The sequence below is a fragment of the Bradyrhizobium tunisiense genome, assembly GCF_042263385.1.
GTDB lineage: Bacteria > Pseudomonadota > Alphaproteobacteria > Rhizobiales > Xanthobacteraceae > Bradyrhizobium > Bradyrhizobium tunisiense.
Genome location: NZ_JBHLEV010000001.1, coordinates 152,508 through 171,181 on the forward strand (window position 1 = coordinate 152,508; position 18,674 = coordinate 171,181).

Here is an 18,674-nt window from a genome sequence, read left to right on the forward strand (position 1 = left end):
TTCTCTCCTTGAACGATCGACGACAGCCGCGAATTTTTCGCGGCTGCTGTGGCTACTTCTTCAGACCGTCGAATCCGGCGGCGGCCGCCTGAACGTCAGGCGGAAAGTCACTGATCTCCTGCACCTGCCGGATTTCGATGATCTCGTTCGGCGAGGCCGGGCACTGCCTTGCCCAGGCAATCGCCTCGGCCCGCGAGGCGACCTCGATCATCCAATATCCGCCCAGGACTTCCTTGGCCTCGGCGAAGGGGCCGTCGGTGACGATGGGCTTGCCGGTCGCAAACGAAACCCGCGCCCCCATCGATGGCGGATGCAGGCCGTCGAGCGTGATCAACACGCCCGCATCCTTCAGCGCCTCGTTGTAGCGCATCATCGCCGCGACTCGCTCGGGATCGAGCTGGACGTCCGGCGGCGCGGTCTCGTAGCCGAGCGGGATCATCAGCATCATGAATCGCATGGGTCGTATCCTGGCTTCCGGGCTGTTCCCGAGATTGTCGCAGGCCGCAGGCCCGCGCTCGGCTCCAAGACGAATGGGCTCTTACCGAGCCGACACGCCGGCTGAAATTATTCGGCACCGACCCGACCAGCCGACATGCCAGGCGCTGTCGCGCCCCCGAGCCCGGAAAAATAATGCAACAGCGCTCCGTACAATTACGGCCCGCTCTATCAACTCTGCCGTGCATATAAAGCCAAAACGCCCGCAAGTCGAGATAGATAGCAAACGCACGGAGATCCGCGGGAACGGGCCGCCGCGCGGCGGGGATTTACCGTTTGCTCAAGAAAGTCGGGCAAATTTTTTGCTTCGAGGAAACCATACGACCACCATTCATTATCACCGACCATTGCGAGGCTTAGGTGTTCAATTTCCATAGCAAGAAGGTCAGGCACGCCGTCGCCGAAGTCGAGGCGCTCGATCGGTCGCAGGCCGTGATCGAATTCGGCCTCGATGGCACCATTCTGGATGCCAACGAGAACCTCCTGAAGATGAGCGGCTACACGCTGGCCGAGATCAAGGGCAAGCATCACAGCATCTTCGTCAGCCCCGCCGAGCGCGAGAGCGCTCGCTACCGGGACTTCTGGGCCAGTCTGAACCGTGGCGAATTCCAGACCACGCAATACAAGCGGTTTGGCAAAGGGGGGAAGGAGCTCTGGATCCACGCCTCCTACGCGCCGCTGCGCGACGAGAATGGCAAGGTGGTCAGCTTCATCAAGTTCGCCACCGACATTACGGCCTACAAGATCAAGACCATGGAGGATTCCGGCAAGATCGCCGCGATCGACCGCGCGCAGGCTGTGATCGAATTCAACATGGACGGCAGCATCATCACCGCCAATGAGAACTTCCTGAGCGCAATGGGCTACGCGCTCGACGAGATCAAGGGTAAACATCATAGCATGTTCGTAACACCCGAGGACCGCGCGAGTGCGGCCTATGCCGCGTTCTGGGCCAAGCTGAACCGTGGCGAGTTCGAGGCCGCCGAATACAAGCGGCTGGGCAAAGGCGGCAAGGAGATCTGGATCATCGCCACCTACAATCCGATCCTCGACGAGAACGGAAAGCCGTTCAAGGTGGTCAAGTTCGCCACCGACGTCACTGCGCAGAAGATGAAGGCGGCCGACAATGACGGACAACTTGCCGCCATCCAGAAGTCGCAGGCGGTGATCGAATTCAACATGGACGGAACGATCCGAACCGCCAACGAGAATTTCCTCAAGGCGATGGGCTATTCGCTGGCGGAGATCAGGGGCGAGCACCACTCCATGTTCGTCGAGCCGAGCGAGAAGAATTCGGTCGCCTATCGCCAGTTCTGGGAGACTCTCAACCACGGCGAATATCAGGCCGCCGAATACAAGCGGATCGCCAAGGGCGGACGGGAGATCTGGATCCAAGCCTCCTACAACCCCATCTTCGATCTCAACGGCAAGCCTTACAAGGTGGTGAAATACGCCACCGACATCACCGCGCAGGCGATCGGCCGCAAGAAGGCCGATAATGCGCGCGGGCTGATCGAAGCGGTCGCGGCCGGCAGCGAGGAGATGAGCGCCTCGATCCGGGAGATCTCCGAGACCATGGCGAAATCGCGCGAGACCTCCAAAATCGCGACGACGAGGGTCGAGTCGGCAGACGGCCAGGCTCAGAAGCTGGCCGCCGCGGCGCAAGCCATGAGCGGCATCGTCGAGATGATCTCGGGCATTACCAGCCAGATCAACCTGCTCGCACTCAATGCCACGATCGAATCGGCGCGTGCGGGCGAAGCCGGCCGCGGCTTCGCAGTGGTCGCCTCCGAGGTCAAAAGCCTCGCAAACCAGGCCAAGCAGGCGACCGACACGATCACCTCCGAGATCGACGCGCTCAACGTCATCTCGGGCGACGTCGCCAGTTCGCTCACCGCGATCAAGGCCGCGATTGCCGGCGTCAACGAGTTCATCGCCTCCACTGCCGCCGCGGTCGAGGAGCAGAGCATCGTGACATCGGAGATGTCGACGAACATGCAGCGGGCCTCGGCGGAACTGGCGTAGGGCCCAAGCTCTCCGCCTGTCATCCCGCGCAACCGGGCTGCGCTGCGTTGGAAACTCGCCGTGCTCAAGCTCTGCGGGCCTTCAAGCCCATTGCCACTGATCAGGCCCTTTCTCCTCAGGGCCAAAGCACAGTAAAAGGAGCTACGCCCACCCGCCGCCTCGCCGGATACAGGACAGACCCGCCCATGCCCCCTGCCCCGCACCACGTCGCCCTCGTCACCGGAGCCGCGCGCGGCATCGGGCTAGCGACCGCGAAGAAGTTCTTGGCCGAGGGTTGGCACGTCGCGTTGCTCGACATCGAGGGCGAGCTGCTCGGCCGTGCCCTCGCCGAGATCGGCCAAAGCGAGGCGACGCTGGCGCTGACCTGCGACGTGTCCGACGCGGTTGCGGTCAGCGCGGCCATGACCACGGTCGAGCAGCGGTTCGGCAGGCTCGATGCGCTCGTCAACAATGCCGGCATTGCGGTGTTCGCGCCGCTGATGGAAACGTCCGAGGCCGACTGGCGCCGCGTGCTCGAGGTCAACCTCACCGGCCCGTTCCTCTGCACCAAGGCGGCGGTGCCCTTGATGCGCGAGTCCAATGGTGGCGCCATCGTCAACATCACGTCGATCTCGGCGGTGCGCGCCTCGACGCTGCGCTCGGCCTACGGCACCAGCAAGGCCGGCCTCGCACACCTCACCAAGCAGCTCGCGGTCGAGCTCGCCTCGCTCGGTATCCGCGTCAATGCGGTCGCGCCGGGGCCGGTCGACACGGCGATGGCGAAGCAGGTGCACACCAAGGAGATCCGCGCCGACTATCACGACGCGATTCCGCTCAACCGCTACGGCCTGGAGGAGGAGCTTGCGGAAGCGATCTACTTCCTCTGCTCGGCGAGCGCGAGCTACATCACAGGACAAATTTTGGCCGTCGATGGCGGTTTCGATGCGGCGGGTATCGGCCTGCCGACGCTGCGCGGACAACGCCGCAACGGGTAGGAACGGAACTGGCAAGGTGGGCAAAGGCGTGTGAGCGCCGTGCCCGCCACACCTTTCCGGATTTGCGGTGACAATGGTGGGCACGACGGTGGAGGCTTCATGCGACGCATCTCATTGCTCAAAGCCGTGATGTTTGCATTTGCTCTGCTCGCCATCACGCCGGCCGCCGCCGAAATCCGCATCATTCAGTCTCCGGGCGGGCAGGTCGGGCCGTTCCTCGATCTGTTCGAAAAGGTGCGCGAGAGCGGAGAGCGCGTGGTGATCGACGGCCCTTGCCTGTCTGCCTGCACGCTGGTGCTGAGCATCGTGCCGGACGAGCGCATCTGCGTCACCAAACGCGCGGTGCTCGGGTTCCACGCAGCACGTTCGGTGGACCGGCGCGGGCGCTTCTATGCCGAGCCGGAAGCATCGGTCGCGGTGCTTGCCGCCTATCCCGGCCCGGTCCGCGACTGGATCAGCCGCCGCGGTGGCCTCACCTCGCGATTGCTGTTGCTGAGGGGACGTGATCTCGCCGCGATCTATCCGCGCTGCCGCTGACGAATTTGACCGCCGCCACGCATGTGACGTGAATGAGTTATGTGAACCGCGTCACATTAAAAGGCATTTGGCATGGCGGGCTCCAAGCCATACGGCAGGTTCCCTGTGCTCGCACCCAACGTGCACACGGGGTCTCTGTGCCATCACGCCGAAGCTGCCTTCGATGCTATGGCTGCCTTCAATAGAGAGTCTGAATCACCGGCACCAGCTTCATGCTGACGCAGATGAGCATCCCCCAAAGAGCAAAATTGATCTGTAGCGCCGCCGCCATCGGTCGCTCCCCTTCCAAGTGACGTCCATCCCAGTTTGTAGATTTTATGACTCACCAATAACGATTCTGACTTGCAGATCACAGCCCAATATTGCGTCAATTGTTGTGCGATGCAGTCCGCATGGTTTCACGAAGCGGCCTCACTGCTCCCGCAAAGTAATGCGATTGTGAATCATTGCTCGGCCATGCCGGCCAACTCGTTTGCCTTAAGTTCCATTTGACCGACGTGATGCAAGTTTCCTGTGCGGGCTTGCATCGCGCACCGAACTTTGGGTCCGGCATGATACGACACGGCTTCATCTTGCTCGCTTTCTGCGCAGCGCTGCTTGGATATGCAGTCGCACCGGCGCAGGAGCGTCGTCCGATCGCGTGGGACGGCCTCGGGCAGGACCCCAACAAGAGCGCGAACCGCGCTAACATTGCGAAGCGGCGCGTAACGACTCCCGCGCCCGCGGCAACCGATCCCAATCAGGAACGTGAACGCGTGCTCGGCACCTTGAGGCCATACTCAGAAGCGTGGTGGGCAGTTTACGACGAGATCGAAGCGGAGAAGGACAGGCAGCTCGGCACCAAGCTCGTGATCTGCCCTCGCTGCGTGCAATCGTCATCGCCGGCGGGCGAGGAGGTGACCGGATCAATCCGTTAGGTCGAACCGCGCGTGACGGAACACGCTACGCTCCGTGATACCTTCGGTGTGTCCCCTCTCCCGCAGCAACTGGAGAGAGGGGATTCCCAACTCGACAAGACATGCAGGCGGTCGCGACCGTCACATTCCGTCCGCGGGGCAGTTCACCATCCAGGGGATGCCGAACTTGTCGACGCACATGCCGAAGCCCTTGGCCCAGAACGTCTTGCTGAACGGCATGTTGACGGCGCCGCCATCGGCGAGCGCATTGAACTTGCGTTCGCCATCGGCGGGATCCCTGACCGTGATCGAGATCGAGAAGCCCTGCGGCTTCTGGAAATGCTCCGGCGGCACGTCGGAAGCCATCAGCACGGTGCCGTCGGGCAGCGACATCCGGGCATGCATAATCATCTTTTCGCGTCCTGGCGTGGCGGGCACCTCCGGCGGTGCGTCCGAGGCGCGCATCATCGCATCGATCTTGCCGCCGAGAACCTTGGCGTAATAGTTGAACGCTGCTTCGCAATTGTCCTGATAGAACAGATAGGGATTGAGCATCGTTTCTCTCCTTTTCGTTGGCAGTGGGCTTATTGCTTCTCGGTGAGCTTCTTCAGGTTGGCGAGGCCGGCCTCGAAATCCTTGCCGATCATGCTGTCCATGTTGATGAAGACCTGCATCACTTTCGAGACGAACGGGGCCGGGCCATACATCGACCACGTGACCAGTGTGGCATCGCCTTGCGGCACAAAGGTGAACTCGGCGGTGTTGTGGCCCTCGAACGGCCGCTCGAAATCGAGCTTGATCCGGAGCTTCGAGGGTCCGCTCGCCTCCAGGATCTCCATGTGGCCGGCGCCGACATTGTTGTTGCCGTCCCAGGCATAGGTCGCGCCCTTGCCTTCCCCAGGTCCGCCGAAGCTTCGTTTCATGGCGGGATCGCGATTCTCATAGGGCGACCAGCCGGTCCAGCGGCGAAAATCGGCGACGACCGGATAGATCGCATCGGCGGGCGCTTTCACGGCGAGGCTGCGCTCGACGCGGATTGTATCGGGTTTCGTCAGGGCAAAGACAAGGATGCCGGCAATTCCGGCCGTGAGGACGACGGCGATGACGGCAATGGCTTTCAACATGAGCGGCTCCCCTGCGATACGGGCTTAGGACGAACGGGAACGGCAGGAGCCGACAAGTTGCCGGAATGAATTTCTTGATTGTCATTCCGGGGTGGTGCGAAGCATCGAACTCCGGTGCGCAATTGCGCACCTGAGAATCTCGAGCTTCCGGGTTCACTCCTTGGGTGCCCCGGAATGACGGAGAACCGTCACGTCGCCTTCGCGCTTTCCTTCGGCTTCGGCTGGCTGTCCCGGATCAGGCGATCGAGATGCATGCGGATGTGGGCGGCCTCCGCGGACGTGTTGGCGAGCGCAATGGCGCGGTCGAAGGCGATGCGGGCCTCGTCGTTGCGGCCGAGCTGCATCAGGAAGGCGCCGCGCACACCGAAGAAATGGAAGTAGTTGGCGAGCTTCGGCGCCAAGGGCTCGATCAGGTCGAGTGCGGCTTGCGGCCCCCGCACCTTGGAGACCGCGACCGCGCGGTTGAGCGTCACCACGGGAGACGGCTGCACGATCTCGAGCGCGCCGTAGAGCAGGTCGATCTGCGTCCAGTCGGTCTCCTGCGGCGTCGCTGCACGGGCATGCAGCGCGGCGATCGCGGCCTGGATTTGATAGGGTCCGCTGCGGCGGTGTCGCATCGCCTTGTCGATCAGGGCAAGGCCTTCGGCAATCATGGTGCCGTTCCACAACGAACGGTCCTGGTCGTCGAGCAGGATCACCGACCCGTCAGCGGCAAAGCGCGCGGCGCTGCGCGCATGTTGCAGCAGGATGAGCGCCGCGAGCCCCATGATCTCCGGCTCGCTCGGGAACAACCGCAGCAGCAGCCGGGCCAGCCGGATCGCCTCTTCGCACAGCGGCTTTCTGATCTCGGCAGTATCGCCAGTGGTGGAATAGCCCTCGTTGAAGATCAGGTAGATCATCGCCGCGACGCCGGCGAGCCGCTCGGAGCGCTCGACCGCGCCGGGCGCTTCGAACGGCGTTCCCGCCTCCGCGACCTTCGCCTTGGCGCGGGTGATGCGCTGCTCCATCGCCGCGTCCGAAACCAGGAAGGCGCGCGCGATCTGCTTCACCGTGAGGCCCGAGACGATGCGCAGCGCCAGCGCGATCTGCTGCGTCGCCGGCAATTGAGGATGGCAACAGATGAACATCAGGCGCAAAATGTCGTCGCGGTAGTGCGAGCCGTCGAGCCGCTCGGCCAGCGCGACTTCGGCGTCGTCGAGATCGGAGATCGCCTGATCGTCCTCCGGCAGCGGCTGCTGCTTGCGGGTCCTGCGCACCTCGTCGATGGCGGCATTGCGGCCGACCATGATCAGCCAGGCCGCAGGATCGCGCGGAGGCCCGTTCTGCGGCCAGGACTTGAGTGCGCGCAGGGACGCGTTCTGGAACGCCTCCTCGGCAGTATCGAGATCGCGGAAATAGCGCAGCAGCGCGCCGACCGCCTGGGGTCGCGCAGAGGTCAGCGCGGTCTCGATCCAGGCGGTGTCGGCCTCGCTCACGTCAAATTTCCTCCGGGCCGGAACACGCCGACGGGACGCACCTCATAGGCGCCCCCGGGATTGGCCGCGCCGAGGTCGCGGGCGACGTCGAGGGCTTCGTCGAGATTCTTGCAGTCGACGATGTAGAAGCCGAGCAGTTGCTCCTTGGTCTCGGCATAGGGGCCGTCCAGCACCAGCGGCGGGTCTTCCTTGCGCAAGGTAGCAGCCGCCGTGGTCGGCAGCAGCCGCGCGACCGGCCCGAGCCGACCCTGCTTGGTGAGATTCTCCTGCACCACGGCGAGCTTCTTCATCACGGCCTCGTCCTGCTCCTTGCTCCAGGAGCCGACGAAGTCCTCATCGTGATAGCAAAGGATTGCATAAAGCATGGGCGACACTTTCCTCGTCTGTTCTGAAGACGGTTGACTATGCCCCGGGCCGACAGGGCTGCGGAAAAAAATAGCAGGAAATATCCGGCAGGTCGTGCCAAGGAGGGCCTTCCTGAGCGGAACCTGAGAGGCACTTCGAATGAGCATGGGCACACTGGCCGTCCTGATCAACAGCACGCAGCAGAACTGGCTTCCGGAGCGCTGGAAGACCCGGTTCGATGCGGTCTGCGGCGGCCGCCGCGTGGTGCTGCTGCCCGATGCTTCCCTCGATCCGGCCGAGGTGCACTATGCCACGGTGTGGAAGCCGGTGCCGGGCGCTCTCGCCGCCTTCCCTAATCTGCGGGCGATCTTCAATCTCGGCGCCGGCGTCGATGCGCTGATGGCCGACAAGAGCCTGCCCGATGTGCCGCTTGTCCGCGTCGCCGTGCCCGATCTCACCAACCGCATGACCGAATATGTCGTGCTGCACGTGCTGATGCACCATCGTCAGGAGCTGTATCTGCGGGACTCGCAGCGCGCGAAGCGCTGGGAGCCCAGATATCAATGGCCGGCGAGTGCCGTCACGGTTGGCGTCATGGGGCTTGGCACCTTAGGCGCGGACGCGGCCGACGTGCTGCGGCGGCTCGGCTTCCGTGTCGCCGGCTGGAGCCGCAGCCCCCGCGCGATCGAGGGCGTCGAATGCTTCCACGGCGCCGACGGAATGAATGCCTTCCTGCGCAAGACCGACATCCTGGTCTGCCTGCTGCCGCTGACGCCCGACACGCACGGCATCCTCAACCGCGACGTCTTCACAAAGCTCAACCGCGACAGCCCGCTCGGTGCGCCGGTGCTGATCAATGCCGGCCGCGGCGGTCTTCAGAACGAAGCCGACATCCTGGCCTGCCTCGACGACGGCACGCTGGGCGCCGTCTCGCTGGACGTCTTCGTGCAGGAGCCGCAGCCGGCGGACAGCCGGTTCTGGACCCATCCCAAGGTGGTGCTGACGCCGCACAATGCCGCCGACACCGACGCGGACGCGATTTCGGCCTATGTTGCCGAGCAGATCACGCGGTTCGAGGCAGGCGGTGCGCTGGAGAACGTGGTGGACCGCGCAAGGGGGTATTAGGCCTCGGGATTTCGCGAACGCTATTGCTCCGAATCCTCGCCAAGCCACTTCTTGTGGTTATGGGTCCCGGATCTGCGCGCGCTTAGGTGCGCTTGTCCGGGACGACAGCTCAGGTCTTGGAGCCCGCGCCCAACATCACGTCGATCGCACCCTTCACGATGGCCTCGAGGTCCTTGCGCGACACGCGCGCGCGCGAGCGGATGGCGATGGTGTGGATGGTGGCTGATGCGATCTGCGCCAGCACGACCGGATCCGCACTCTCCGGCAACTCGCCGTTGTCCTTGGCGCGGCGGAAGCAATTTGTGAAGCCCTTGTCGAGCTCGGTGAGACCGTCGAGCACCATGGCGCGGATGTCTGGATCACTCACCGCCTCCGAGGCCGCGGTCACCACCGTGAAGCAACCGCGCGGGCCAGCCTCGCCGGACAGATAGATGTTCAGCGCGGAGGCGAAGATGCGCTCGAGACGTTGGCGCACCGGCATCTCCTGTCGAAAGATCTCGACCATCGCGGCACGGGCCTCCTCGCGATAGCGCTGATAGCTCTTGATGTAGAGCTCGCGCTTGTCACCGAAGGCGCCGTAGAGGCTCGGGCGATTCATCCCGGTCGCCTCGCTGAGATCATCGAGCGAGGTCGCGGCAAAGCCCTGCTTGCGGAACAGGTCCAGCGCCTTGCCGAGCGCGACTTCGGGCTCGTAGGCGCGCGGCCTGCCGCGGCGCTTAGGTTCGCCGCGGCGCTCGGGCTCGCTGGCAGCAGCTGGCGGCTTTGATTTTTGTACCATTCTGCAAATAATCCTTGACCGACCCCATATTATGCAAGACAGTACAAAAATCAATCTGGCCGGGTTGAGCGAAAATCTCAAAGAGTGCCCAAGGAGGCTACAGATGGATCTCTATTTCTCGCCGCTCGCCTGCTCCATGGCGACGCGCGTGGCGCTGTACGAAGCCGGCGCCGAGGCGAACTATCTCGAGGTCGACCCGCCGACCAAGACAGTGCTGAGCGACGGCTCGGACTTTCGAGCCGTCAATCCGATCGGCCTGGTGCCGACGCTGCGCACCGACGAGGGCGTGGTGCTGACCGAGAACGCGGCGATCCTGCAATACATCGCCGACCGCTTCCCGCAATCCGGGCTCGGCGCCACCGCGGGCATCGAGCGCACGCGGCTGCATCAATGGCTGTGCTTCGTGGGCACAGAGCTGCACAAGAGCCTGTTCGTTCCCCTGCTCGACCGCAAGGCGCCGCAGGAGGCCAAGGCCTATGCCCTGGAGAAGAACCTGTCGCGGCTCGACTATCTCGACAATCATCTGAAGGGGCGCGACTTCCTGCTCGACCATTTCAGCGTCGCCGACGCCTATCTCGTCACGGTCATCAACTGGACCATGGCGACGCCGCCGATCGAGCTCGCGAAATGGCCGAATTTGAAGGCGTATTATGAACGCATGCGCCAGCGCCCCTCCTTTGCCAAGGCGATTGCGGAGGAGTTCGAGCTGTACAAGGCCGAGCAGGCACGCAAGAAGGCGGCGGCTTAGGCCGAATTGGACGCCGCATCGCTCGTCCTCGATCAAGACGTCGTCCCCGCCGACAAGGCCGGGGCGGCGTCTGCGTTTGATGGCGTGTTTTGCGATGGCATCGCCTTTCTCGTGTCCCGGACGCGCTGCAACGTCCTTCGCGTTGCGGCGCAGAGCCGGGACCCAGAGGGTTCCACATTCCGCTGATGCATGGGCCCCGGCTCTGCAGCGCACCACGCAGCGAAGACGCGGCGCGCTGCGCTGCGTCCGGGGCACGAGGCCGCTGTTTGGCGATAGACATGCCTTCTCATCCTCGCGGCGTGTTTTGCCCGAGCTTTGCGTTCGTCTCACGCCCTTTGAAAGCAAGGGCGCAGGGAAGGCCGGGCGCCGGCTGGCACCCGAAGTCCCGCGTGTGCTGAAAGAAGCGCACGGGGTGGACCACAGGTGTTGCCGGTCGCCCGGCCTTCCCTGCGCGATGGTTTTCACGGTGTCCTTCGTGCTCCCCCCCGGGAGCGTTGCACTATTGCCCCCGTCGCCTTGCGGATTTCAGATGCGCGCACCGGTTGGCCGCCACATCACCGCAAGCCTTGACGCCAGAACCCCGGGCGTCAGGACCACACGACTTCTCCGTCCGCGCACATCCTCGCTGGGTTCTCGACGGCTGGCGTGCGCTCGCCGCAAAGACCATTCGAAGACGCTGTCAGCGCCGTGTCGTATCGCGCCTGCTGCTGCTCACGGTTTCCCGCCCTGCAGCCACCATTGCGCGCCGACGCCGTCGCGGCCACCGCATCCCGGCCCGCGTCTCGTGACGATCGCGAAACGCCCCTTGTGGCGGGCGGGATGGCGGAGCTTGTACGGCAAAACCGAACTTCTGTAAATTCGAATATTTTTGCCTTGGCCTATCGACCCAGCGCTGGCGTGTTTTGCCCGTCGGGCAGCACAACCGATGGTAGGGTGGGCGGGCCAAGGCGGCCTGAGAACCCGCCGCACCCGAAGGCCGTTTCGTCGGGTCCGGCGCTTTCTCGACATCGAGCAAGCGCTTTGCCGATCAAGCCGTTGTCCCCAGCAGGCGGGACAACGGCTTTCTTTCAGATCGCGGCTCTTCGCGGCGTTCAGGCAGCCCTGACGCTGTCGAGAAAGCGGCCGACTTCGGTTCGCAGACGATCGCTGTCGGTTGAAAGGGCTTTCGCTGCGCTGAGCACCTGCGTGGAGGCCGAGCCGGTTTCGGTCGCGCCGCGCTGGACGTCAGCGATGTTCGACGAGACCTGGTGCGTGCCTTGAGCCGCCTGCTGGACGTTGCGCGCAATCTCCTTGGTCGCCGCGCCCTGCTCCTCGACCGCCGCAGCAATGGCCGACGAGATTTCCGACAAGGACTTGATCGTACCGCCGATCATCTTGATGGCGTTGACCGAGTCCTGGGTCGCGCCCTGAATGCCCGTGATCTGTTGGGAGATCTCGCCGGTGGCTTTGGCCGTCTGCTCGGCCAGGGCCTTTACTTCGGAGGCGACGACGGCAAAGCCGCGGCCGGATTCGCCGGCCCGCGCGGCCTCGATCGTTGCGTTCAACGCGAGCAGATTGGTCTGGCCTGCTATCGTGTTGATGAGCTCCACCACGTCGCCGATCCGGGCCGCGGCCCTGGAGAGCTCACCGACCTTTTGATCGGTGAGGCGGGCCTGCTCGACCGCCTCATTGGCCATCCGCGCCGACTCCTGGACCTGCCGGCCGATTTCGTTGACGGACGACGACAGCTCTTCCGTCGCACTCGCGACGGATTGCACGTTGGTGGACGCCTCCTCGGAAGCCGCAGCGACCATGGTCGCAAGCTTCTCTCCGTGCTCCGCGGTCGAGGTCAGCGTGTTCGCCGAGGCCTCCAGCTCGGTCGATGCCGACGAGACGGTCTCGATGATCTCGCCCACGGCGCCTTCGAAATCCCCTGCGAGCTTGGTCATCTCCAGCTTGCGCTGGGCAGCCGACCGCCTCTGCGTCGCGCCGAGTTCATCGCGGTCGAACCGTACGATCGCCTGCAGCGTCTGCAGGTTTCTCAGCGCCACACCGAGCTCGTCGTCTCGTTCGACGACGATGCGATTGTCGAGCTTGCCCTGATTGATGCTGAGCATGGCATCGTTCAGGCGCTGAAGCGGGCGGACGATGGCACGGATGGTTTGCCGGCTCACGAGCCCGCCGATGGCGATGCTGGTCACCAGGAGAACAATCGCAATGCCGACCAACCAGCCATATTCGTATTCGGCCGCATCGTATTCCGCCTTGGCCTCCTTGACCTGGATCATCACGAGCTTGTCGAGATCGGCCTTCGCCGCCTCGTACAGCTCGCGCGCCCGCCCGGCCAGCAAGGCGGCAAGTTCCTCGTACTTTCGCTCGGCGGAGAGCGACAGCGCCGGCTTCAGTCCGTGCTCGACATAATTCACGCGCTTGGGCGTGAAGCTGTCGGCAATGCTTTTTTCTTCGGGCGTGAGGTAGGTCGCCATGTATTCGGCCCAGGTCTTCCCGACTTTCTCGAGGTTGGCGTTCACCTTGGCCGTGAGGCCTTCAACCGGCTTTCCGGCCCGTCCATTCGCGGCCGCCTCGAACAGCAGCACCGTGTTGTCCCTCATCCGGTCATTGATTTCGAAGAGCTGTTCCAGCGGCACCGCACGGTCTTCGTAGATCGATTTCAGCCGCGAATTGCTCTGGCGCGTCCCCTGCAAGCCCATGACGCCGATCGCCAGCAAGAACAACGAGAGCATGGTGACAAGCGTGACCAGGCGCGCGTTGAGCGTGCCGGTGAAGATGGCCAATCGATCAAGCAAGGAACGCCGGCGAAGCATGCCGGCATCCAGCCTGTAACAGTGCGGCTTGTTCTCGCGGATCATCGCATACACTTGTTCCGCCTCGGCGCGCTGGTCGGCGGACAGCTTGGTGCGGATGGAGCTGTATCCGACGATCTGTCCGTTCTGCCGAATCGGAGAAGCCGTCGCGAGCACCCAGTAGAAGTCGCCGTTCTTGCGCCGATTCTTCACGGCGCCCGACCACGGCTTGCCCTGCTGCAACGTCGCCCAAAGATTTTCGAAGGCCGCGGGCGGCATGTCCGGATGACGGATGATGTTGTGAGGCTGCCCCATCAACTCGGCCTCCGAAAATCCGGAGGCTTCGACGAACTGGTCGTTGAAGTAGGTCAGCTTCCCTTTCGTATCGGTGCGAGAGACGATGAGGGCTTCGTCGGTAATGGGATATTCGGCCGTCGTGACCGGAAGATTGGTCCGCATGGGAGCCTCCGAGTAGCATTCGAAAAAATCGAACCTGTAAACGTCAGGTAAGCGCCGAAAGCATTTAATTTGCCTAAATTCAGAGCATCGATCCGGGCACTGCGATCACTTTGTTTCACGGTTTTCGGCAAAAACGCATCTAGTGCGGGATGCTGCAGAGCCGCAGCAACCGCTGGATGGTCGCGGTCTGTCTCGCAATGTCACACGCGTTCGCGGTCGCGCGCCGGCGGGTCTGATCGCCGCGAACGTTGCAGCCGCTTCTCGTTCGCAGCTAGCCGTACAGCACTCGCGGTAGGATCGTGACGATGCCGGGCCAGAGCGTCAGCAGCAGCACGAAGCCGATCATGATGATCAGATACGGCATTGTCACGCGCGCGATGTAGCCGAGACCATCGTCGGTCAAGCCCTGGATCACGAACAGGTTGAAGCCGACCGGCGGAGTGATCTGCGCCATCTCGACGGCGAGCACGAGGAAGACGCCGAACCAGATCTCGTCGAAGCCGGCACCCTTCACGATCGGCAGCACGATCGGCAGCGTCATCACGATCATCGAGAAGCCGTCGAGGAAGCAGCCGAGGACGAGATAGAAGACGATCAACGCCACGATCAGCATGAAGGGCGACAGGCCTAGCCCCTTGACGAAGGCCGCCACCGCCTGAGGGATGCCGAGGAAGGCCGCGGCATTGCCCAGGATCGAGGCCCCCAGCACGATCAGCGCGATCATCGAGCAAGTGACAACCGAGCCGATCAGCACGTCGCGCATCACTTGCTGCGACATTGATCCCTGCGCCCAGGCGACCAGCGCGGCGCCCAGCACGCCGACGGCGGCGGCCTCGGATGGCGTCGCGAGTCCGCCATACATCGAGCCGAGCACGCAGACGATCAGAAAGAGTGCCGGCGCGAGATCCTTCAGCGCTGCGAAGCGTTCGCTCCACGGCACTTGCGAGAGCCTGGCTTCCGTTTCCGGCACCATGCTCCGGTCGAGGCTCGTGTGTAGCATCACCCAGGCCATGAAGGTGGCGGCGAGCAGAAATCCCGGCAGCACGCCGGCGGTGAACAGCTTCAGGATCGAGACGTCGCCAAGCACGCCGTAGATGATCAGGATGTTTGACGGCGGGATCAAAAAGCCGAGCGTGCCCGCGCCGGCCAGCGAGCCGATCGCGATGTCGCGGGAATAGCCGCGGCGCAGCAGCTCGTTCAGCGACATGCGGCCGATCACCTGCGTGGTGGCGGCCGACGAGCCCGAGATCGCGGCGAAGATGGTGCAGCCGATCACGTTCACGTGCAGCAGACGGCCGGGCAAAAGCCCGGCCCACGGCGCGAGGCCCTGGAATAGGGAGCGTGACAGGCGGGTGCGAAACAAGAGCTCGCCCATCAGGATGAACAGCGGCAGCGCCAGCAGCTCCTGCGTGGTCAGGATATTCCAGGCGTATTGCGGCAAGAGCTTGTCGAGCGGGATCGAACGGAACATCGCGAGCAGCAGCGTCGCGGTGAGCGCGAGCGTGAGGCCGATCCACACGCCGCACGCCAGAAGCGCGAACAGGATCGCAAACAGGGCGACGACTTCGATGGTCATGCGATCTTGAATCCGGGAGCGAGCAAAGCTGTCATTCGACGGGCGAGGCCTTCATGCGATGGTCCTCCAGCGGCAGGCCGAGGGCGGCCTGGATCGCGCGCGCCAGGAACTGCAGCGTCAGCAGCAGCATGCCGAAGGTGACGACGGCTTCCGGAAACCACAGCGGCGTATCGCTGGAGGTCGAGACCTGGCCGCGCACATAGGCGCCAAAGGCAAACTTCGCCATCGCCGAGGTCAGGAACGCCATGAAGGCGAAGCCGGCCGCCGCCGACAGGATCTCGAGCGCACGCTGCACCGGCGCCGGCACGTTCTTGAGCAGCAGCACGACGCGGATGTGGCCGCCGACGCGCAGGGTCATGGCGGCGCCGAAGGTGAAGGACGCCGCCATCAGATAGGACGAGTATTCCCAGGCGATCGAGATCGACGGCGGGAAGAATGAGAGGAAGTTGGAAAGGAAGCGCGTTGCGACCTCGCACAGCATCAGCAGCGTCAGCATCACGAGACAGCCGCCGCCGATCCAGCCGTCGAGCCGGCCAAGACGGTCGATGCCGTCGAGCAGGATCCGCAGCGGCACCGGCGCCGCTGCATTGAGACTCTGCGGAGCTTCGGGCGAGACGCTCACCACGGCCGCACCCTCACCCACGCTTCATCTCGGCGAGATAGGCTCGCACCGGCTTGTCGGCAGCCGGCACGCGCTTGAGAAACGCGTCGAGTTGCGGCGCGGTCTTGCCGCGAATGTCCTTCATCATGGCGTCCGAGACCGGCACGACCTCCATGCCGCCCTCCTTGAGACGGTTGAGGCTGTCGACGTCGGCCTTGAGCGAGTTCGCCCAGAAGGTCGGCTCCATCTTCGTCGCGATATCCGCAACCAGCTTCTGTTGGTCGGCGGACAGCGCCTTCCAGGCATCGAGATTGACGGTGAGCATCTGCGACGACCAGACGTGGTTGGTCGGGTAGACGTATTTCAGGAATTCCCAGAACTTGCCGTCGACACCCGAGACGGACGAGGTGGACACACCCGAGACCGCACCCGACGCCAGCGCCGGTATCGTTTCGCCCCAGGGGATCATCACCGGCGCCATGCCGACCACGGCCAGCATGTCGACGGCGTTTTTGTCGGGCACGCGGATCTTGATGTTCTTGAGGCCCTCGACGTCGGCGACCTTGACCTTGAGGTGCAGATACTGCGTCGGCCACGGCACGACGTAGAGGATCTTCTGGTTGTTGCGCGCGGCGACCTTCTCGTATTCGGGCCGCACATATTTGTGCAGCACCTTCAGCTCGTCCATCGAACTGCACAGGAAGGGAATGCTCTCGACGCCCATGAAGGGCTCGTCGCCGACCTGCTGGATGTTGAGGACGTCGGCGAGCGGCACCAGACCGTCGCGTACGGCGCGCAGATGCTCGGGGCCCTTGAATCCGAGCTGACCGCCCGCCTTCACGGTGATCGCGACCGTGCCGCCGCTCTGCTTCTTCACCTCCTCGGCGAAAGCAAACGCGTTCTGGGTGTGGAAATTGCCGTCGGGCCAGACCGTCGACATGTCCCAGCTCACGCTCGCCGCCCGGGCGCGCGTGGAGATTTGGCCGGCGGCAAGCAGCGTCGCTGCCCCCGCGGTGAAGTTCCGACGTGTGATCATCAACCCCCTCCGTTCGTTATGCCCGTCGCCGGATGGCGTCAGCGCGCATACCCATAAACTGCAACCGCATTGTCGGCAGACACGAGGCCGCTTTCGATGTCGTCCCTGATCGCTGCACGGTCACGCTCGGTTGGCGCACCGATGCCGGCACCGCCCGGCGTCAGCACCACGAGACGATCATCCGGCGGCACCTGCTGAAAGCCCTTGCCGCGCAGCTTCTTGCCGGACTTCAGGCCGACATAGCCGGCCTCTCCGTTCTTGCCGCCATCGCGGCCGCGCGGCGGATGATCGATGCGGTCGAACGCCGCCAGGATATCGAACGGCGCGTCGACGCCGCTGCCGACCTCGATGATCTGGCCGAGGCCGCCGCGGGTGCGCCCTGCCCCGCCGGAATCCGGCCGCAGCTCCTTGCGCCAGAAGATCAAGGGCGTCTGCGTCTCCGCGATCTCGACCGGCGTGCCGCGCACGCCGCTGGGATAGGCGGTCGCCGACAGTCCGTCCTTGCCGAAGCGCGCGCCCGTGCCGCCGTTGGACGTCACCGCCATCGAGAACCCGTAATTGCCGCCGACGCCGCTTCGCGTCTGGCCGCGCACGTTGAGATTCCACAGGCACGAGGTGCCCTCCGCCGGCACGCGCTCGGGAATGATCTGGCGCAGGCAGCCGAACACGACGTCTGGCAGCATCTGGCCGATGATGTGGCGCGAGGCGACCGGCGCGGGCTTCGGCGCATTGAGGATCGCCCCAGGGGGAGCGGATACCGTCAGCGGCGAGAGCGAGCCGGCATTGTTCGGGATCTGCGAGGCGACGACACAGCCGAGGCCGAACACGGTGTAGGCGGTTGTATATGAAAGGGGCACGTTGATGCCGAACTTCGAGGCCGCCGAGGTGCCGTCGAAATCGACGTGAATGCCCGTATCCGAGATCGTCAGCGTCGCGGCCAGCGTCACCGGCGCATCATAGCCGTCGACCACCATGGTGTTGCGCCAGCTGCCCTTCGGCAGCTTTGCGATCTCGGCCAGCACGGCCTCGCGGGAGCGCTCGCAGATGTAGTCGCCGAGATCGTCGAGCGTGTCGATGCCGAACTCGGTCATCATCTCGACCAGCCGCTCGCAGCCGACGTCGTTGCAGCCGGCGAGCGAATAGGTGTCGCCCTCGGTGTCGATGGGCAGCCGCGTGTTGGTGCGGATCATCGCCATCAGCGTCTCGTTGACGACGCCCTGGTCGATCAGCTTCAGCATGGGGATGTAGAGACCCTCCATGAACACGTCGGTCGCGTCGGGTCCGAAGCCGATGCCGCCGATGTCCATGAGATGGCTGGTGCAGGAGAACAGCGCCACCGGCTTGCCGTCCTTGAAGCAGGGCGTGGTGACGACGAAGTCGTTGAGGTGGCCGGTGCCCATCCAGGGATCGTTGGTGATGTAGGCGTCACCCTCCTTCATCGTCTCGATCGGAAAGTGGGCGATGAAATGCTTGACCGATTCCGCCATCGAGTTGACGTGACCGGGCGTGCCGGTCACCGCCTGCGCCAGCATCCGGCCCCTGAGGTCGAACACGCCGGCCGAGAGGTCGCCGCATTCACGCACGATCGGGCTGAAGGCGGTGCGCAGCAGCACCTGCGCCTGCTCTTCGACCACCGCGATCAGCCGGTGCCACATGATCTGAAGATCGATCAGGCTCGCGCCATTTGCCTTGCTCAT

17 protein-coding genes are annotated in these 18,674 nt (G+C 64.0%); 6 read left to right on the top strand and 11 right to left on the bottom strand.

What is annotated here, in order from left to right; genetic code table 11:
- Positions 1-52 precede the first annotated feature (52 nt).
- Entirely contained in the window at positions 53-457 is a 405-nt protein-coding gene (locus tag ACFDR6_RS00735; RefSeq protein ID WP_375857064.1) for a YciI family protein, read from the bottom strand.
- A gap of 398 nt (positions 458-855) precedes the next feature.
- Between ACFDR6_RS00735 and ACFDR6_RS00740 the strand changes: the two genes are divergently transcribed.
- The 4 genes from ACFDR6_RS00740 to ACFDR6_RS00755 all read left to right on the top strand — a co-directional run bounded on the left by ACFDR6_RS00740 (position 856) and on the right by ACFDR6_RS00755 (position 4,948).
- Positions 856-2,520 (top strand): methyl-accepting chemotaxis protein, encoded by a 1,665-nt coding sequence (locus ACFDR6_RS00740; protein WP_375848394.1) that lies wholly within the window; start codon positions 856-858, stop codon positions 2,518-2,520.
- 185 nt (positions 2,521-2,705) lie between these two features.
- Positions 2,706-3,494 carry an SDR family NAD(P)-dependent oxidoreductase gene (locus ACFDR6_RS00745; RefSeq protein WP_375857066.1) on the top strand — a complete coding sequence of 263 codons (789 nt, stop codon included), beginning with the start codon at positions 2,706-2,708 and terminating at the stop codon, positions 3,492-3,494.
- 99 nt (positions 3,495-3,593) lie between these two features.
- Positions 3,594-4,031, top strand: a complete 438-nt coding sequence (locus ACFDR6_RS00750) for a hypothetical protein (protein ID WP_212088103.1) — start codon at positions 3,594-3,596, stop codon at positions 4,029-4,031.
- A gap of 551 nt (positions 4,032-4,582) precedes the next feature.
- A complete protein-coding gene (locus ACFDR6_RS00755; RefSeq protein ID WP_375857899.1) occupies positions 4,583-4,948 on the top strand; it encodes a hypothetical protein in 366 nt (121 codons plus the stop codon).
- 120 nt (positions 4,949-5,068) lie between these two features.
- Here ACFDR6_RS00755 and ACFDR6_RS00760 read toward each other — a convergent pair whose 3' ends face one another.
- The 4 genes from ACFDR6_RS00760 to ACFDR6_RS00775 form a co-directional block, all read right to left on the bottom strand.
- Positions 5,069-5,482, bottom strand: coding sequence for a VOC family protein (locus ACFDR6_RS00760; RefSeq protein ID WP_317241088.1), 414 nt, complete (start codon positions 5,480-5,482; stop codon positions 5,069-5,071).
- A gap of 29 nt (positions 5,483-5,511) precedes the next feature.
- On the bottom strand, positions 5,512-6,051 hold the full coding sequence (locus tag ACFDR6_RS00765) for an SRPBCC family protein (protein WP_375857068.1): 540 nt from the start codon (positions 6,049-6,051) through the stop codon (positions 5,512-5,514).
- 188 nt (positions 6,052-6,239) lie between these two features.
- Entirely contained in the window at positions 6,240-7,526 is a 1,287-nt protein-coding gene (locus ACFDR6_RS00770; RefSeq protein ID WP_375857070.1) for an RNA polymerase sigma factor, read from the bottom strand.
- Entirely contained in the window at positions 7,523-7,891 is a 369-nt protein-coding gene (locus ACFDR6_RS00775) for a YciI family protein (protein WP_212088087.1), read from the bottom strand. The genes ACFDR6_RS00770 and ACFDR6_RS00775 overlap by 4 nt, the downstream gene beginning before the upstream one ends.
- A gap of 139 nt (positions 7,892-8,030) precedes the next feature.
- Here ACFDR6_RS00775 and ACFDR6_RS00780 point away from each other — a divergent pair, with 139 nt between their 5' ends.
- Positions 8,031-8,996: a 2-hydroxyacid dehydrogenase gene (locus ACFDR6_RS00780; RefSeq protein WP_375857071.1), complete on the top strand. Its 966-nt coding sequence runs from the start codon at positions 8,031-8,033 to the stop codon at positions 8,994-8,996.
- A gap of 109 nt (positions 8,997-9,105) precedes the next feature.
- Here ACFDR6_RS00780 and ACFDR6_RS00785 read toward each other — a convergent pair whose 3' ends face one another.
- On the bottom strand, positions 9,106-9,774 hold the full coding sequence (locus tag ACFDR6_RS00785) for a TetR/AcrR family transcriptional regulator (RefSeq protein ID WP_375857072.1): 669 nt from the start codon (positions 9,772-9,774) through the stop codon (positions 9,106-9,108).
- 103 nt (positions 9,775-9,877) lie between these two features.
- Here ACFDR6_RS00785 and ACFDR6_RS00790 point away from each other — a divergent pair, with 103 nt between their 5' ends.
- Complete coding sequence (locus tag ACFDR6_RS00790; protein ID WP_317241093.1) at positions 9,878-10,522, top strand: glutathione binding-like protein; 645 nt, start codon at positions 9,878-9,880, stop codon at positions 10,520-10,522.
- Positions 10,523-11,613: 1,091 nt separating this feature from the next.
- On the opposite strand, the gene ACFDR6_RS00795 is transcribed toward ACFDR6_RS00790, so the two are convergent.
- The 5 genes from ACFDR6_RS00795 to ACFDR6_RS00815 form a co-directional block, all read right to left on the bottom strand.
- A complete protein-coding gene (locus ACFDR6_RS00795; RefSeq protein ID WP_375857073.1) occupies positions 11,614-13,764 on the bottom strand; it encodes a methyl-accepting chemotaxis protein in 2,151 nt (716 codons plus the stop codon).
- 271 nt (positions 13,765-14,035) lie between these two features.
- Complete coding sequence (locus ACFDR6_RS00800) at positions 14,036-15,340, bottom strand: TRAP transporter large permease (protein ID WP_212088072.1); 1,305 nt, start codon at positions 15,338-15,340, stop codon at positions 14,036-14,038.
- 31 nt (positions 15,341-15,371) lie between these two features.
- Positions 15,372-15,965: a TRAP transporter small permease subunit gene (locus tag ACFDR6_RS00805; protein WP_317244008.1), complete on the bottom strand. Its 594-nt coding sequence runs from the start codon at positions 15,963-15,965 to the stop codon at positions 15,372-15,374.
- 10 nt (positions 15,966-15,975) lie between these two features.
- A complete protein-coding gene (locus ACFDR6_RS00810) occupies positions 15,976-16,977 on the bottom strand; it encodes a TRAP transporter substrate-binding protein (RefSeq protein WP_317241095.1) in 1,002 nt (333 codons plus the stop codon).
- A gap of 38 nt (positions 16,978-17,015) precedes the next feature.
- On the bottom strand, positions 17,016-18,674 hold the full coding sequence (locus ACFDR6_RS00815) for a hydantoinase B/oxoprolinase family protein (RefSeq protein ID WP_375857074.1): 1,659 nt from the start codon (positions 18,672-18,674) through the stop codon (positions 17,016-17,018).

Coding starts and splice junctions, on each gene's coding strand:
- ACFDR6_RS00735 (WP_375857064.1), bottom strand. CDS start 457: ATGCGATTCATGATGCTGATGATCCCGCTCGGCTACGAGACCGCGCCG.
- ACFDR6_RS00745 (WP_375857066.1), top strand. CDS start 2,706: ATGCCCCCTGCCCCGCACCACGTCGCCCTCGTCACCGGAGCCGCGCGC.
- ACFDR6_RS00750 (WP_212088103.1), top strand. CDS start 3,594: ATGCGACGCATCTCATTGCTCAAAGCCGTGATGTTTGCATTTGCTCTG.
- ACFDR6_RS00755 (WP_375857899.1), top strand. CDS start 4,583: ATGATACGACACGGCTTCATCTTGCTCGCTTTCTGCGCAGCGCTGCTT.
- ACFDR6_RS00760 (WP_317241088.1), bottom strand. CDS start 5,482: ATGCTCAATCCCTATCTGTTCTATCAGGACAATTGCGAAGCAGCGTTC.
- ACFDR6_RS00765 (WP_375857068.1), bottom strand. CDS start 6,051: ATGTTGAAAGCCATTGCCGTCATCGCCGTCGTCCTCACGGCCGGAATT.
- ACFDR6_RS00775 (WP_212088087.1), bottom strand. CDS start 7,891: ATGCTTTATGCAATCCTTTGCTATCACGATGAGGACTTCGTCGGCTCC.
- ACFDR6_RS00780 (WP_375857071.1), top strand. CDS start 8,031: ATGAGCATGGGCACACTGGCCGTCCTGATCAACAGCACGCAGCAGAAC.
- ACFDR6_RS00785 (WP_375857072.1), bottom strand. CDS start 9,774: ATGGTACAAAAATCAAAGCCGCCAGCTGCTGCCAGCGAGCCCGAGCGC.
- ACFDR6_RS00790 (WP_317241093.1), top strand. CDS start 9,878: ATGGATCTCTATTTCTCGCCGCTCGCCTGCTCCATGGCGACGCGCGTG.
- ACFDR6_RS00795 (WP_375857073.1), bottom strand. CDS start 13,764: ATGCGGACCAATCTTCCGGTCACGACGGCCGAATATCCCATTACCGAC.
- ACFDR6_RS00800 (WP_212088072.1), bottom strand. CDS start 15,340: ATGACCATCGAAGTCGTCGCCCTGTTTGCGATCCTGTTCGCGCTTCTG.
- ACFDR6_RS00810 (WP_317241095.1), bottom strand. CDS start 16,977: ATGATCACACGTCGGAACTTCACCGCGGGGGCAGCGACGCTGCTTGCC.
- ACFDR6_RS00815 (WP_375857074.1), bottom strand. CDS start 18,674: ATGAGCAAGGCAAATGGCGCGAGCCTGATCGATCTTCAGATCATGTGG.